17 protein-coding genes are annotated in these 13,249 nt (G+C 63.9%); 9 read left to right on the top strand and 8 right to left on the bottom strand.

What is annotated here, in order from left to right:
* Positions 1-85 precede the first annotated feature (85 nt).
* Together ADBZ9O_RS06560 and phoU are read left to right on the top strand one after the other, a co-directional pair.
* Positions 86-523: a cupin domain-containing protein gene (locus ADBZ9O_RS06560; protein ID WP_526529519.1), complete on the top strand. Its 438-nt coding sequence runs from the start codon at positions 86-88 to the stop codon at positions 521-523.
* Between the two features lie 89 nt (positions 524-612).
* Positions 613-1,254, top strand: coding sequence for a phosphate signaling complex protein PhoU (gene phoU / locus ADBZ9O_RS06555; RefSeq protein WP_526529517.1), 642 nt, complete (start codon positions 613-615; stop codon positions 1,252-1,254).
* Positions 1,255-1,259: 5 nt separating this feature from the next.
* Here the strand turns inward: phoU and ADBZ9O_RS06550 are convergent, their stop codons facing one another.
* The 4 genes from ADBZ9O_RS06550 to ADBZ9O_RS06535 form a co-directional block, all read right to left on the bottom strand.
* The gene (locus ADBZ9O_RS06550; RefSeq protein WP_526529515.1) at positions 1,260-2,228 is read right to left on the bottom strand and encodes an SIS domain-containing protein; all 969 of its coding nucleotides are present in this window, start codon (positions 2,226-2,228) and stop codon (positions 1,260-1,262) included.
* Positions 2,225-3,454, bottom strand: a complete 1,230-nt coding sequence (locus tag ADBZ9O_RS06545; RefSeq protein WP_526529513.1) for a glucosamine kinase — start codon at positions 3,452-3,454, stop codon at positions 2,225-2,227. The genes ADBZ9O_RS06550 and ADBZ9O_RS06545 overlap by 4 nt, the downstream gene beginning before the upstream one ends.
* Positions 3,447-4,766, bottom strand: a complete 1,320-nt coding sequence (locus tag ADBZ9O_RS06540; protein WP_526529511.1) for a glycosyltransferase — start codon at positions 4,764-4,766, stop codon at positions 3,447-3,449. The genes ADBZ9O_RS06545 and ADBZ9O_RS06540 overlap by 8 nt, the downstream gene beginning before the upstream one ends.
* An 88-nt stretch (positions 4,767-4,854) precedes the next feature.
* Positions 4,855-5,478: a TetR/AcrR family transcriptional regulator gene (locus tag ADBZ9O_RS06535; RefSeq protein ID WP_526529509.1), complete on the bottom strand. Its 624-nt coding sequence runs from the start codon at positions 5,476-5,478 to the stop codon at positions 4,855-4,857.
* Between the two features lie 134 nt (positions 5,479-5,612).
* Here ADBZ9O_RS06535 and ADBZ9O_RS06530 point away from each other — a divergent pair, with 134 nt between their 5' ends.
* On the top strand, positions 5,613-6,644 hold the full coding sequence (locus ADBZ9O_RS06530) for a Rieske 2Fe-2S domain-containing protein (protein ID WP_526529507.1): 1,032 nt from the start codon (positions 5,613-5,615) through the stop codon (positions 6,642-6,644).
* Positions 6,645-6,648: 4 nt separating this feature from the next.
* Positions 6,649-7,734 carry an NAD(P)H-dependent amine dehydrogenase family protein gene (locus ADBZ9O_RS06525; RefSeq protein ID WP_526529505.1) on the top strand — a complete coding sequence of 362 codons (1,086 nt, stop codon included), beginning with the start codon at positions 6,649-6,651 and terminating at the stop codon, positions 7,732-7,734.
* Positions 7,735-7,745: 11 nt separating this feature from the next.
* Here ADBZ9O_RS06525 and ADBZ9O_RS06520 read toward each other — a convergent pair whose 3' ends face one another.
* Both ADBZ9O_RS06520 and ADBZ9O_RS06515 read right to left on the bottom strand, forming a co-directional pair.
* Positions 7,746-8,387: a M15 family metallopeptidase gene (locus ADBZ9O_RS06520; protein ID WP_526529503.1), complete on the bottom strand. Its 642-nt coding sequence runs from the start codon at positions 8,385-8,387 to the stop codon at positions 7,746-7,748.
* Positions 8,384-8,560 (bottom strand): hypothetical protein, encoded by a 177-nt coding sequence (locus ADBZ9O_RS06515; protein WP_526529501.1) that lies wholly within the window; start codon positions 8,558-8,560, stop codon positions 8,384-8,386. Before ADBZ9O_RS06515 ends, ADBZ9O_RS06520 begins: the two co-directional genes overlap by 4 nt.
* A 67-nt stretch (positions 8,561-8,627) precedes the next feature.
* Between ADBZ9O_RS06515 and ADBZ9O_RS06510 the strand changes: the two genes are divergently transcribed.
* Entirely contained in the window at positions 8,628-9,521 is an 894-nt protein-coding gene (locus ADBZ9O_RS06510; RefSeq protein ID WP_526529499.1) for an NAD(P)-dependent oxidoreductase, read from the top strand.
* Between the two features lie 136 nt (positions 9,522-9,657).
* On the opposite strand, the gene ADBZ9O_RS06505 is transcribed toward ADBZ9O_RS06510, so the two are convergent.
* Both ADBZ9O_RS06505 and ADBZ9O_RS06500 read right to left on the bottom strand, forming a co-directional pair.
* Entirely contained in the window at positions 9,658-10,488 is an 831-nt protein-coding gene (locus ADBZ9O_RS06505; RefSeq protein ID WP_526529497.1) for an SDR family oxidoreductase, read from the bottom strand.
* Between the two features lie 90 nt (positions 10,489-10,578).
* Positions 10,579-11,508 (bottom strand): enoyl-CoA hydratase/isomerase family protein, encoded by a 930-nt coding sequence (locus ADBZ9O_RS06500; RefSeq protein ID WP_526529495.1) that lies wholly within the window; start codon positions 11,506-11,508, stop codon positions 10,579-10,581.
* Between the two features lie 210 nt (positions 11,509-11,718).
* Between ADBZ9O_RS06500 and ADBZ9O_RS06495 the strand changes: the two genes are divergently transcribed.
* The 4 genes from ADBZ9O_RS06495 (at position 11,719) to ADBZ9O_RS06480 (ending at position 13,249) form a co-directional block, all read left to right on the top strand.
* Positions 11,719-12,078: an intersectin-EH binding protein Ibp1 gene (locus tag ADBZ9O_RS06495; RefSeq protein WP_526529493.1), complete on the top strand. Its 360-nt coding sequence runs from the start codon at positions 11,719-11,721 to the stop codon at positions 12,076-12,078.
* 79 nt (positions 12,079-12,157) lie between these two features.
* The gene (locus ADBZ9O_RS06490) at positions 12,158-12,520 is read left to right on the top strand and encodes an intersectin-EH binding protein Ibp1 (RefSeq protein ID WP_526529491.1); all 363 of its coding nucleotides are present in this window, start codon (positions 12,158-12,160) and stop codon (positions 12,518-12,520) included.
* An 87-nt stretch (positions 12,521-12,607) separates the two neighbouring features.
* Entirely contained in the window at positions 12,608-13,000 is a 393-nt protein-coding gene (locus tag ADBZ9O_RS06485; protein ID WP_526529489.1) for an intersectin-EH binding protein Ibp1, read from the top strand.
* Between the two features lie 84 nt (positions 13,001-13,084).
* On the top strand, positions 13,085-13,249 hold the full coding sequence (locus tag ADBZ9O_RS06480; protein WP_526529487.1) for a hypothetical protein: 165 nt from the start codon (positions 13,085-13,087) through the stop codon (positions 13,247-13,249).

Raw genomic sequence — 13,249 nt, 5'->3', positions numbered from 1 at the left:
GACGAACAGAGACCGAAGTCCTCAGTTCAGGGGACCTTTTTTGAGCGAAATGGCTGGACGCTTCGGGCGGGCTATCGTCGGCACTGTGACTACAGACGCCTTTCATCCCGACCTGCCGCACCCACACCCGAATGTCAGGCACATCCGCGGTGCCGACGTCTACGGAGACACTGCGCAGACATCGGGTATGCAGCGTTTCGAGGCGATCAGCAACGGGCGGGTCGGCTCCACGAAGCTCTGGATGGGCCAGACGCACGTGCATCCAGCCACCTCCTCGGGAGACCACCACCACGGCGAGGCCGAGACGGCGATCTATGTGGTGAGCGGACATCCAGAATTCGTCTTCATCGACGAGAACACCCGGCAGGAATCCAGAATTCAGACCGGGCCTGGCGATTACGTTTTCGTCCCGCCATTTACGCCACACCGCGAAGAGAACAACGACCCCGAGCACGAAGCCGTCGTCGTCATCGCACGCAGCACCCAGGAGGCCATCGTCGTCAACCTCCCGTCGCTCACCTGAGCCTCCCGATGCAGCATTCGCCAGCGTTTCACTAGCTGTTAACCAGCCATACCGGCAAATTTGCGCCGGTCACGGCCTATTTTGGAATCATGCGGACCGCCTACCAGAAAGAGCTCTCTGCACTGCTCGCACAAGTCGGGGACATGTGCGGTCTGGCGGGTGAGTCCATGGAACGCGCAACGCGTGCGCTGCTCGGTCCTGATCTGACCCTCGCCGAAGAAGTGATCAGCGCTCACGAGGCCATCGTCGAACTAGGGGTCTCCACCGAGCACCGTGCACTGGCGCTGCTCGCGCGGCAGGCACCCGTCGCCGGCGATCTGCGCGCGGTCGTCAGCTCGATGAAAAACGCTGCCGACGTCGACCGCATGGCCGCGCTCGCGCTGCACGTCGCCACCATCGCGCGGCGCAGGCATCCCCGTTGCGCGGTGCCGGCGGACGTCGCTCCCTACTTCACCGAAATGGGTCGTGTTGCAGTAGATCTCGGCTACAGCGCGCGAGATGTGGTGCTGTCGCGAGATCCGCGGAAGGCCGCTCAGATCCGGCATGATGACGATGCCATCGATGAGTTGCACAGCCACCTTTTTCAGGTACTCAAGGATCACCACTGGCAGCACGGCGTCGCCGCCGGTGTCGACGTCGCGCTGCTCAGTCGTTATTACGAGCGCTTCGCCGACCACGCGGTCGAACTGGCTCGACGCGTCATCTACCAGGCAACCGGCAGCGTGGCCTGACCGACCTAAACCGAACCCGCCTGCCACGCACGGGCAGCGATCAGTTCCGGTATCAACACCTCGGTCAGCAATCGCACGTGGTCATCTGAATCACCGGGGTAACGCAGCTCATAGTGCGCACCGGGGACGGTTCCACCGACGCCGACAACAGTGCTGCCCCGCGCTGTCGTCCACTCGGCCAGTTGCGCTTCCCACGCCGATCCGGCGAAGACCAGCAGTCGGTAGTCGGTGGTCTTGGTCAGGTAGACATCAACGTGGCTCCAGTCGCCGGTCTCACACCCGACCGCAGCCAACCGCGGGCCTTCGCGCAACATCAGCGCGCCCTGCGCAGCCGAGCAGAACCGGTGGGCCGGTGCTGCGAGGTGGGTGCCCGACGGTCCGAGCAGCAGCTCAGAAACTGCTGGAAGCCAGTCTGATTCGGTGTCCAGCAGATGCGCGGTCGCGGTGGCAGCCGCGGCGACGGCCGCAGCGAGCGGGGCGGTGTCAGTGCCGGCCAGCTGACATTCCAACGCCAAGAGCAGGGCCAACGTGTGCTGATAGCTGCGGCAGGCGACGCCACCGACCTCGGTTTCGGCATCGAGGGGGACCACCCCGCCGCACTGCTGCGTAATCGGCGAATCCGCCGTATTCGTCAGCGCCACTGTGGACACGGTCGCCGGCAGGCGGGTGAGCGCGTCCAGAGTTTCGACCGAACCACCGCTGGCCGAGGTAGCCACCACCAAAGTTCCTGCGCCCCAACTGGGTAACAATTGCGAAGACGCCAGCTCCGAAGTCGCGACGATCCCCTGCGCGCGCATTCGAGCAGCGGCAACCCCGCCGGCATACGCCGATGACCCCATGCCCAGCAGCACCACCCGGTTGATATCCGGCGGTAGCACCGATGCCCACGGATTGCCTGCGGCCAATGTGGTGGCGAGTCGGTCGAGCACCTCGGGCTTACGGTACAGATCGGCGACGAAACCGTCGGGCTTCACGGTGCGGTCCCTTCGTTGAGCAGAGCGGGTAAGGCGGCATCGGGAACATAGCTCCAGCGCGGTAAATGTCTTGCTGCGTAGATAATCTCGCGTAGTACCTGCTGCATCCGAAAAGCGTGGAGTGGGGCCGGGTCATAGAGATCAGCGTGCTTGAGCTCAGCCAACCGACTGGCATAGGACGCCAGGAACGCACCGCGACTCAATCTGATGACCTCGGTCAAAGTCGACTCGTCCAGCGGGGTGTACTTACGGGCGACGATCCCGGCATGGGTCAACGACTGAACCACCCCGGCAACGTCGAGGGCTGCAGGAATCGGGAGAACCCGCTGCTGCGCCGGCAGCACCGGGTTACCGTCGAAATCTGTCACCAGATAACCCGACTCGGTGAGCAGCACCTGACCCACGTGCAGGTCACCGTGTCCCTGGATGACGGGGCAGCCTCCGAGTGCGCCCAGGCCGTCGAGCGCGGTCTCGATCTCCACACGCCGGTCGGACAGGACGGCGGAACTGGCGGAATCGCTGAGCGCACAGGCTGTTTCGAGAGTGACAAAGGCGGAGTCGCGCCACCGGGTGGCATCCTCGCGGGTGGCGAACGATGCGGTAGCCGATAGCGCCGCATGCAGTTCGGCGACCAGCCGGCCGACATCATCGGCAGCCGCCAGCGCGGGTTCGACGTGGTTGTCCCTGGCGGCGGCGGTGATCACCTCGACGGCCCAGGTCCAGCCGTCGACTGCGTCGGGCACATACTCGTCGACACTGACCGCCAAGGTCTCAACACCGTCGGCCGGCTGCCAGGTGACCAACCCCCACGGTGTGGGCATGCCCCCGAACCCGGCGTCGCGCAGCACGCTGATCCGCTGTGGCGCCGGATGGGGACCGTCCTGCAGGTGGGTCGCCCACTTCACCACCGCGGCCTGCGGGGTGGTGCCGACGATCACCGATTCGTTGGTCTGATCGACGCCCATGGGGCGCTCGCCCGTCGCGCCCTGGTGGGTCCATGAGCGCAGGGTGAATCGGCCGCGGGTGGCCAACCCTGGTACCGCTGTCAGCACCCTCAGCAGCGCTTCCGATACGCCATCCCCTGGCACTGCACGCCGCCAGGGCCCATCAGCGTCACTCACCATCGGTTCGGCGGACAAGCCAATAGCGGTGCGCACGATCGAGAGACGCTTGCCTTCAACGAGTTCGAGCGTATCGAGGACGTCAGGCTCTGATTTTTCAGGCACCTGACGCCCGGTGCTGCACGCCGACCCGTTCGATGACGTCCGCGCCCACCCGCAGACCGTCGCGGGCGCGGATATCGGCACCCACGGCGGTCAGCCGGTCTCGCAGAGCGGTGTCAGCGAGCAACCGTTCGACGGCATCGGTCAGCTCGGCATCGGCAAAGGCGTAGGTTTCCAACCGGATGCCGAACCCGAGCTCGGCTATCCGCTGGGCATTTTCGTACTGGTCCCAGAACAGCGGTAGCACGATCAGCGGCTTGCCGAAGTGCAGCGCCTCGGTGGTGGTGTTGTTCCCGCCGTGTGAGATGACCAGGTCGACCTGGGGAATGACTTTCGTCTGCGGCAGCATCTGTGCACCGATCATGTTCTTCGCCAAGGTGATCCGCGCGGCCTGCGGACCCATACTGACGATGAAGCGGTGCGCCGTGGTGCCGAGCACGTCGACCAGGCGTTGCATCAGATCGACATCGGCACCACCGAGCGAGCCCAACGACAGGTAAATGAGCGCACTGCCCTCTGGCCGGTCGGCAACCTCGGCGGGCAGGAGGTACTCGTCGTCGGTTTCGCGCACGCTGGAGTCCATCCGGGTCCAGCTGTCATCGAGTGGCCTGGCGCCGAGGTAGTCGGCTTCGGCCGGGTAGACGTAGAGGTTGGCCGCGTTGGCACGCGGGATGAACTCCAGCTCCGGCAACGGGTCGGCGCCCTGAGCCTGCACCCAGGTATTGAAGTCGGCCCACATCGCGCGGAGGGTGCGGTCGAATTCGGCACGGTAGGTGTCCCACTGCGCCGGGTCTGCGCTGGGGAGCCCGGAGAACGGTGGCGGCACCCCGGGGCCGGGAACTTCCAACGGGCTACACGACACGATGCGCACAAATGGTGCGCCCGAGGTGGTCAACGCTGGAAAGAGCACCACGTTGTCCTCGACGATGACATCCGGTCGGTGTTTGGCGATGATCTCGCGCAGCCGCGGCTCGCAGTACTTGGCACCGTCGATGAGGGCCTGATAGGTGGGCGCGATGAACGTCTCGAGCTGATCGACCGTGGGTTTGCGGAACTCCGGCGCGGTCTCGGCGATGAAATCGGTCCAGAATTTCCCGGCATCCTCTTCGCTGGCGTCCGGGTCCGGTTCAGCCAGGTCGACGAGCTCCTCGACAAAGCCGAAGGGGGCGAGCTTGCCCGCCCAGGAGCGTTCGGCGGCGAACACGATGCGGTGCCCACGGTCGCGGAGAATCGCTGCCAGTCCGATGCACTGATTTGTGGGGCCGTACGCCGACTCCGGCCAGAACATGATCGTCAGTGGAGTCGGTGTCGGCATTGGCGCATTTTCCTTCAGAGTCGGGCCAGTCAGCGAGCGCCAGGATAGCGCTCATAGCCGTGTGACTCGCGGCAGTCATGGGTGTCCCTCAGCGCGATCCCTCGAGGTAGGCCACGATCGCATTGGTCAGTCCGCGGCGGGCGAGATCCAGGTCGTAGAGGGCGCCGAGTTGCCGCTCGGAGACGATCCCGCGCATCGCCCCTGGGATGAACGTCGCCACTTCGCGGATCCGCTCGGGATCGACATCGATGGCGGCGAAGGCGGTCTGGCACGACGCGATCCAGCCCTGCCCCCATGAGGAGAGTTCGGCCGCGGTCAGCGGATAGAGGCGTTCGAGCTCGGCTTTCTCGCGGGGCAGCGCCATCCGCAGGTTTTCGATCGCTTTCGAATCCCTCGCGGTCAAGCCGTCGTAGAGGATGTCGATGATCGTCGCCACACGTTCATGCAGGGGTGCGGCGGGGTTCGTCAACGCCGGCACGTCCCCTCGGCGTTCCGCTGTCCGATGCAGGACAGCGGCCCAGAACCCGTCGACATCGCCGAATTGATACTTCACCGCGCCCCAGGTGGCACCGATGTCTCTGGCAATGCGGTTGGCCGAAACCGAACCCGGGTCGCCAGTAGCCAGCGCCCGCAGGGCGGCCTCCAGCATGTTCTCCCGGGTCGCATGGCCACGCCGGTTAGGCCGGCGCTGCGCGGTCCCCGGTCGACTCATCGCTCCGACAGTAATCGGCGGGCGGCACATTGTGGCTTTTTCGTAGAACCCTCTGTCATAACTTCGTAGACGGCTCTACTATTCGATGATCGGTCAGCGATGAAGGACATGACAACCGCGAAGGGGCACCCGAGATGGCGAAGCCGCCGCTGTCGATGAAGCCGACGGGTTGGTTCCAGGTCGCATGGTCCACCGAGATCGGTGTCGGGGATGTCCACCGGATGAGGTACTTCGGCGAGGACATGGTGGCGTGGCGCGCCCAGTCCGGGCAGTTGACCGTGATGAACGCCTACTGCGAACACCTCGGCGCTCACCTGGGATTCGGTGGCCATGTCGAGGGCGAGGTCATCGAATGCCCCTTCCACGGATGGCAATGGGACCACGACGGTCGAAATGTCTGCATCCCGTATGAGAATCGACCCAACCGTGGTCGACGGATGCGCACCTATCCGGTCTCCGAACGCAACGACGCGGTCTACATTTGGCATGACATCGACGCCTGCGCACCGTATTTCGACGCCCCCGATGTGTTCGCCAGCTTCGCTGACGGCAGCAGCGCCGCCGATTATTACCCCAGGGCCAGCATCTACGAGCCGAATCTGGAACTGCATCCGCAGTACGTGCTCGAAAACGGTGTCGACTTCGCGCATTTCAAATTCGTGCACAAGACCCCCATCGTGCCGGTGTTCACCCGCCACGACTTCGCCGCACCCGTGTCGTATGTGGATTTCACCATCACCTTCGAAGGCGACGAGAACCAGTCGATCGACGATGTCCGCAGTGGGGTCGAGGCGATCAACGGCGGATTGGGGATCGCGGTCACCAAGAGTTCGGGAATGATCGACAACCGGACGATCTCGGCGATCACACCGGTCGACGAACACACCTCAGACGTGCGCTTCACCGTCTATATCGGCCGCACGCCCGGCAAGGACACCCCACGGGCCGAACTGAAGGCCCAAGAGTTCGGCCAAGAGGTCATCCGGCAGTTCCGGCAGGACGTCCACATCTGGTCACACCAACGCTATTCGGATCCACCCGCCCTGTCCTCAGCCGAGTTCGAGGGTTTCACCGCGATCCGCACATGGGCCATGCAGTTCTATCCCGATGGCCGCGGCGGCAGCGCCGCGGACCTTCGTGTTGCGTCACTCAGCGAGAAGGGCTAACCAGATGACCGCCACCACCCCGATCCGGGTATTCCAGGTCGCCACCGGCAATGTCGGGACCGAGATGATCAAGCGCATCGCCGACGAACCCGATCTGAAGCTGATCGGATTACATTGCTACACAGCGGAAAAGGTCGGTCGAGACGCCGGGGAGATCGCCGGCCTGCCTCCCATCGGCGTGATCGCGACCGGCTCAATCGACGACATCATCGCAGCCAAACCCGATGTGCTGACCTTTCACGGCGTCTTCCCCGACGAGGATCTGTACGTCAAAGTGCTTGAGGCAGGCATAAATATCGTCACGACTGCCGACTGGATCACCGGCTGGCACCGCGATACCAATCACCCGCACCCGTCGGGTAAGCCGGTCACACAGCTACTCGCCGAGGCATGCGCCAAAGGCGGGTCGACGTTCTACGGCACCGGAATGAACCCGGGGGTCAACCAGATCCTCGGGGTGGTGTGCTCTGCCGACGTCGCCGAGATCGAGAACGTCACCACCCTGGAGTCGGTCGACGTGTCCTGCCATCATTCAAAGGACACCTGGATCGAGGTCGGGTATGGGTTGCCGGTCGACGATCCCAGCATCCCCGACCGACTGGAGAAGTACACCCGCGTTTTCGCCGACAGCGTGCTGATGATGGCCGACTGTTTCGGTCTCGAACTCGACGAGGTGAAGTTCAGCTTCGAGCTCGGCGCATGCACCAAGGATGTCGACCTGGGCTGGTACCTGATGCCGAAGGGCTCGCTCGGGGGCAGCTATATCAAATACCAGGGCATGGTCGACGGTGTACCCAGGGTAGAGACGCACCTGGAATGGCAGATGACGCCACACACCGACCCGAGCTGGGACATCAAGGGCTGCTACATCACTCAGATCAAGGGCGATCCGTATGTCTACAACAAACACATGATCTTCCCGAAACCAGGTGTCGACCTGTCGAACCCGGATAACTTCGCCTCGATCGGGATGACCGTCACTGGCATGCCTGCACTACACGCCATCACCTCGGTCGTTGCCGCCCCACCGGGGCTGCTGACCAGTGCCGACGTACCGCTGCGGGGATTCGCTGGGCGTTTCAAGCTCTAAGACGCCAGCTCTTAGTTCACCGGCACGTCGATGATCGGGCGCTGCACACCGGCGCCAGGCCCGTCGAAATGCCACCACTCCCCCGAATACACCGCCAGCCCACCGGTTTCCATCGCTTGGCGCAACCGCGCCCGATTCGACTGGGCCACAGCACTGACCCCGTCGGTCGCGAAAGCGGTTGCCCGCGCGGAGAAGTCGTCGAAGCCGGTACCCATATCGGCGCCGGTGATGGTGACGTCCACCGACCGCCCGGACTCGTGACTACGGGAGTAAGGGCCAGGCTTGGCCACCCAGGCGGGGTTGGGCACCGCATCGAACATCCTGACCTGGACCTGGTGCGGCCGGTAACAGTCCCAGAATGTCAGCCGGTCACCAGTGGCCCGCAAAGCGGCCGCCGCGGCGACCAGTCCCGGTGCCAGGGACTCGTGCACCAGACAGCGAGCATCGGCCGGATACAGCGGCAGACCGACGAAGTTGTCGGCCGTTGCGTAGCGCAGGTCGATGACAGCGTCGGGCACCACCGAGCGCACATCGACGAAACCGGCAGCACTCGCCCCTGATGAGACAGGTGCCACCGGATCATCGGGTGTCGTCGCTCCGATCCCAGCAGGCCCAAGGACCGCCCAGATCAGGCCGAGCGCGGCGGCTATCACTCGATACACGTCAACCGCCGTCCCACCGCGACCAGCGTCGTCGCGGCCCTGACGCTGCCGATGTTTACGATCACCGCCGCGCGTTTACCCCCACCCAATGCGGTTGACACCTCTGGCCCAGTGTCGATGCCCGGGCTGTTGCCCGTCGGCAACGGCGTCGTCGAGATCCTCATCTGTCCTTCATATACCGGGCAAAGCCGCAGCTGCAGAATGTTGGACAATGATAGGAGTCGTGGACATATGAGAATTGGATTCATCGGGCTCGGCAACATGGGTTCGGGGATGGCCGGCAATCTGCTCAAGGCCGGCTACGAGGTGACGGCATACAACCGGTCCCCCGCCAAGGTCGACGCACTGGTCGAACTGGGCGCCAAACGCGCTGAGTCGGTCGCCGCCGCATGCACCGGTGATGTTGTTTTCACCATGCTCGCCGATGATGCCGCCGTCCAGCATGCCGCTTTCGGCGACGTCGACCTTGCCGGCGGCATCCTGGACTCACTCGCACCAGGCGCGGTCCACATCTCGTCGAGCACCATCAGTGTTGGGCTGGCGTCGCAGCTGGCCAGGGCGCACGCCGATTCGGGGCAGATGTTCGTCTCGGCGCCTGTATTCGGTCGACCCGAAGCCGCGGCCGCCGCCAAGCTGTTCATCGTGGCCGCGGGCGCCAGCAGCACGATCGAACGCGTCGCACCGCTCTTCGACTCCATCGGCCAGGAGACCTTCACGGTGTCCGATCGCCCCGAGGCTGCCAACCTGGTGAAGTTGAGCGGCAACTTCATGATCGGGTCGGTTATCGAATCCCTTGGCGAGGCAATGGCACTGGTACACAAGGGCGGCGTCGACAAAGAGCAGTATCTGGACATTCTGACGTCGACGTTGTTCGGCGCACCCGTGTATTCGACCTACGGCCGATTGATCGCCAAGGGAAACTTCGAGCCGGCCGGGTTCGCGGCACGCCTCGGCCTCAAGGATGTCCGACTCGTGCTCGAAGCCGGTGAGCACCTAGAGGTTCCGCTACCGGTCGCGAGCCTGCTGCGCGACCGCTTTCTCGCACTTTTGGCCAGCGGCGGTGGCGAGCTCGACTGGTCGGCATTGGCCACGCTGTCCGACCGAGATGCGGGCCTGCGGGACTAGTTGGCCCACCCCATTCGAAACCGTCAATGTGTTTAGCGCCTGGGTACTACTCAATGGGCGAAGCGGGAGTCCGGACTGCCGCCCTCACCTAGTCCTCGGCGGTTCAGACAACAGCCGCCGGGGGCGCTGGCCTGAACTAGACGACTCCGCGTAGCCCGTCCGCACCGAAGATGGGCTCAAGCATTGCCGAGAAGTCCGGACCACGGCGCAACATTTGGCCGCCATCGACGTTGATCAGCTGACCGGTGATCCAGTCGGACGCATCACTGAGTAAGAAGATGGCCGCGTTGGCGATATCGCCTACTTCGCCGATGCGCTCCAACGGCGTATTGATGCGGTAGTCCGTACTAATCTCAGGCGAATCGATAACGGGCGCAAGCAATTCCGTCCTGGTCAAACCGGGCCGGATGCTGTTCACCCGGACTCGGGACGCACCCAGTTCGTCGGCGGCGAGCTGCATCAGGTGGTCGATGGCCGCCTTCGTCACGCCGTAGGCACCGAACCACCGATGCGTGTTGCTGGATGCGATCGACGAGATTCCGACGAACGATCCGCCACCGGCACGCACCATTTCCCGTGCGGAATGCTTGAGCACGTACATCGTGCCGTTGATGTTGAGGTCGACAGTGCTGCGCCATAGCTCGGAGTCGATCTGCGTGATCGGGCCGATGGTGTGACTGCCGCCGGCACTATGCACCACGCCGTGCAACCGTCCGTGCCATGCCGTCGCGGCCTCGACCGCCCTGGCCGCCTCGTCCTCGTTCGTCACGTCGGCGGGTTCATAGATGATCGTGCCAGGACCACCGGCGGCGGTGATCTCGTCGACAGCAGCCGAGAGCCGATCGGCATCGCGGCCAATGATCATGACGTTGGCACCGGAGTCGACCAGGGCCTGCGCTACGCCCTTACCGATCCCGCTGCCACCGCCGGTGACGAGGTACGTCCGATTTTCGACAGACAGTTGCACACCGACCCCTTAGCAGACACCGAACAGAAACTGGAACAGGTTCTAGTAATGGAACCATGCACGCCCCCGGTGACGGGAGCGAGCCCCGTTTCAGGGGATGTCGCGCCGCGCGATCTGTGTCTTGCCCGCGGTGCGCCAGTCCTCGACATCCGGCGGCTGGCCCACCGGGAACCTGTTCTCGTTGTGCGCAGCCCAATGCGCGTGCCCCAATTCGTGGATGTGAAATGCATGCCGCAAGGCTTCGGTGAAACCCATGGCATCGGAAGCGGCGTTCACCGAATCCTTCACCAAGAGGGTCGCCATCGTGGGCTTGTTGGCGATCCGGCGCGCGAATTCCAGTGTCTTATCGGCCAATTCCTCGACCGGGAAGACCTTGGACACCATGCCCAGCCGATGCGCCTCATCCGCATCGAGCGCATCACCAGTCAGGAGAAGCTCTTTGGCCTTACGCGGTCCGAATTCCCAAGGGTGCGCGAAATACTCGACACCGGGCATACCGAGGCGCGCTGCGACCACGTCGCTGAACTTCGCGTTGTCCGCGGCGACGATCAGGTCGCACGCCCAGATCAGCATCAGCCCGGCAGAGATCGCATTTCCCTGTACCTGCGCGATGGTGATCTTGCGCAGGTCACGCCAACGCACCGTGTTCTGGAAAAAGTAATGCCACTCCTGCAGGTAGAGCTTCTCGACGATGGGAGTGCGGGTACCACCGTCGATGGTGAAGCTCGGGTGCAGGGTGGGTCCTGGCGTGCGCTCAGCCATCGCCGCATCCGAACCCAGGTCATGGCCGGAGGAGAAATTCTTGCCGCGTGCGGCCAGAATGATCACCCGCACGTCATCGTCCGCTTCGGCCCGACGGAAGGCGTTATCGAGCTGAACCAGCAGCGTGCGGTTCTGCGCGTTGTGCTCGGCCGGTCGATTCAGCCAGATCCGGGCGATCCGTCCCTCATCGAGGGCCTCGTAGGCCACGAAGTCATCACCGTCGACCGATTTGTCGCCGGCAAGATCTGGCTGGGCCATCGCGCCACCTGTCTCTCTTTTGAGGGTCACTAGATCCGCATACTGTTGTCCATACTGGGTCGGCATGCACACTACGACCGACACTCTCCCGGCCGACCGCGGGGCGGAAAACACCCGCCCACCCGACGCAACGACTGCGGAATTGACGGGCTGTCCTTACAATGCTTTTGCACCAGATTGCCAGCAAACTGACAGAAAGCGTGACGAACCGTGTCGAAGGCGCCCTTCACCACTCCTGTACGACGCCTCCTACTGGCGGGCGGATTCATCGTCACGATTGCGGCCGCGCCCGCGGTCGCGCTGTTCTCAGTCCCCGCCGCAGGACCGTCTGCCCCCATCGCCGCATGCCCGAACGGCGAGGTCGAGGACCTTTACACCGATATCTGCACCCCGCAGATGTCGCCAAACCAGCCTGGTGGCGTGACCTACTCCACGCCGGGTGACGCCAGTAGCGTGCCCGAGATCAACGGCATTCCGTGCACGGGACGCAACACCGGACAGTGCATCGGCCTGTCTGAGGAGCAGAATCCGTACGTCGCACCTCAGTCGACTTTGTCGTCCAGTCCCTAGGCAGAGTCCCCAAATCACACAGCGGAGTTACAGGAGTTGCTACTAAGGTGACTCTGGTATCGCCGACAGAAAGTGTGAGATGACCCTTTTGAATGCCACTTTTGCGGGGCAGACCCGTCGGTTCGTGCTTGCCGGCGGTTTTGCCATCGCCGTGGCGGCGGCGCCAGCCGTCGCTTTCCTCGTCGCGCCGTCCGGCACCATGTCGGTTGCCGCCTGTCCCGCAGGCGAATCCGAGGACCTGTACACCAACAACTGTGTCCCCGAGATGACGCCCAATGTCCCCGGCGGCAATTACGCCACCGCGACTCCGGGTGGCACTCTGCCCGAGGTTCAGGGCATTCCGGTGACCGGTGGAAACTCCGGGTCAATCCTCGGCCTCGAGGAGAACCAGGCCGACATCCCCGACGTCACGCCGCATTCCAGCATCTCTTCCAGCCCGTAATTCTCGAACCCGCCGCCGAGTGTTGCGCGGCGGCAGCGGTTGGACGGCACTAGAGTGCCTTCCAACCGCACGAGAGAAAGCTCGCCGATGTCTACTCTTTCTGGTCCCAGACGACTGATGCTGTGCAGCGCGTTCGCGCTCGCCGTATCCGCCGCACCCGCCGTCGCAGTTTTCGCCGCGCCGGCGTCGGGTCCGGCCTTTGCCGCCTGCCCGGCCGGTGAGACCGAAGACCTCTACACCGATAACTGCATTCCGGAGCTGTCCCCGAATGTTCCCGGCGGTAACTTCCCGACTCCGGGAGTGGTCACTCCCGACTACTCGGGTCAGCTGACGGAATCCACGCCTGGCGATCCGCAGAGCATTCCTGAGGTTGACGGTGTGCCGTGTGTCGGCGGCCGTAGTTCAGGCGCGTGCTACGGGCTTGAGGAAGACGCGGTGCCGCCGGTGGTACCGCATTCGACCCTGTCGTCCAGCCCGTAACATTTGGGCGGCAAAACGTCGCCCAACTGCACTTTTCGTACCCACCCGGTAACGCAGCAGCCTCACGTCACCTACAGTTGTGTAATGCCTGCTAAATCTGACCCCGCCGAACTCGGCGAAGTGGAACCCCTGGCCGACAGCACCGCACGCCAGGCCAGGCGCGTTGTCGCCGCCTACGCAACCGATGCTGACGAATGTCGCGTCTTCCTGTCCATGCTGGGTATCGGACCGGCAAAGCAAGAGGCCTAG

Source organism: Mycobacterium sp., from assembly GCF_965229105.1.
Taxonomy (GTDB): domain Bacteria; phylum Actinomycetota; class Actinomycetes; order Mycobacteriales; family Mycobacteriaceae; genus Mycobacterium.
The sequence above is the reverse complement of the archived record's forward strand: the minus strand, read 5'-3'. Positions and strand labels throughout refer to the sequence as shown.

Excerpts from the sequence above, each read along its gene's own strand:
- ADBZ9O_RS06480 (WP_526529487.1), top strand. The coding sequence starts at position 13,085 with ATGCCTGCTAAATCTGACCCCGCCGAACTCGGCGAAGTGGAACCCCTG.
- ADBZ9O_RS06540 (WP_526529511.1), bottom strand. The coding sequence starts at position 4,766 with ATGCCGACACCGACTCCACTGACGATCATGTTCTGGCCGGAGTCGGCG.
- ADBZ9O_RS06515 (WP_526529501.1), bottom strand. The coding sequence starts at position 8,560 with ATGAGGATCTCGACGACGCCGTTGCCGACGGGCAACAGCCCGGGCATC.
- ADBZ9O_RS06535 (WP_526529509.1), bottom strand. The coding sequence starts at position 5,478 with ATGAGTCGACCGGGGACCGCGCAGCGCCGGCCTAACCGGCGTGGCCAT.
- ADBZ9O_RS06525 (WP_526529505.1), top strand. The coding sequence starts at position 6,649 with ATGACCGCCACCACCCCGATCCGGGTATTCCAGGTCGCCACCGGCAAT.
- ADBZ9O_RS06485 (WP_526529489.1), top strand. The coding sequence starts at position 12,608 with ATGTCTACTCTTTCTGGTCCCAGACGACTGATGCTGTGCAGCGCGTTC.
- ADBZ9O_RS06500 (WP_526529495.1), bottom strand. The coding sequence starts at position 11,508 with ATGGCCCAGCCAGATCTTGCCGGCGACAAATCGGTCGACGGTGATGAC.
- ADBZ9O_RS06510 (WP_526529499.1), top strand. The coding sequence starts at position 8,628 with ATGAGAATTGGATTCATCGGGCTCGGCAACATGGGTTCGGGGATGGCC.
- ADBZ9O_RS06530 (WP_526529507.1), top strand. The coding sequence starts at position 5,613 with ATGGCGAAGCCGCCGCTGTCGATGAAGCCGACGGGTTGGTTCCAGGTC.
- ADBZ9O_RS06490 (WP_526529491.1), top strand. The coding sequence starts at position 12,158 with ATGACCCTTTTGAATGCCACTTTTGCGGGGCAGACCCGTCGGTTCGTG.
- phoU (WP_526529517.1), top strand. The coding sequence starts at position 613 with ATGCGGACCGCCTACCAGAAAGAGCTCTCTGCACTGCTCGCACAAGTC.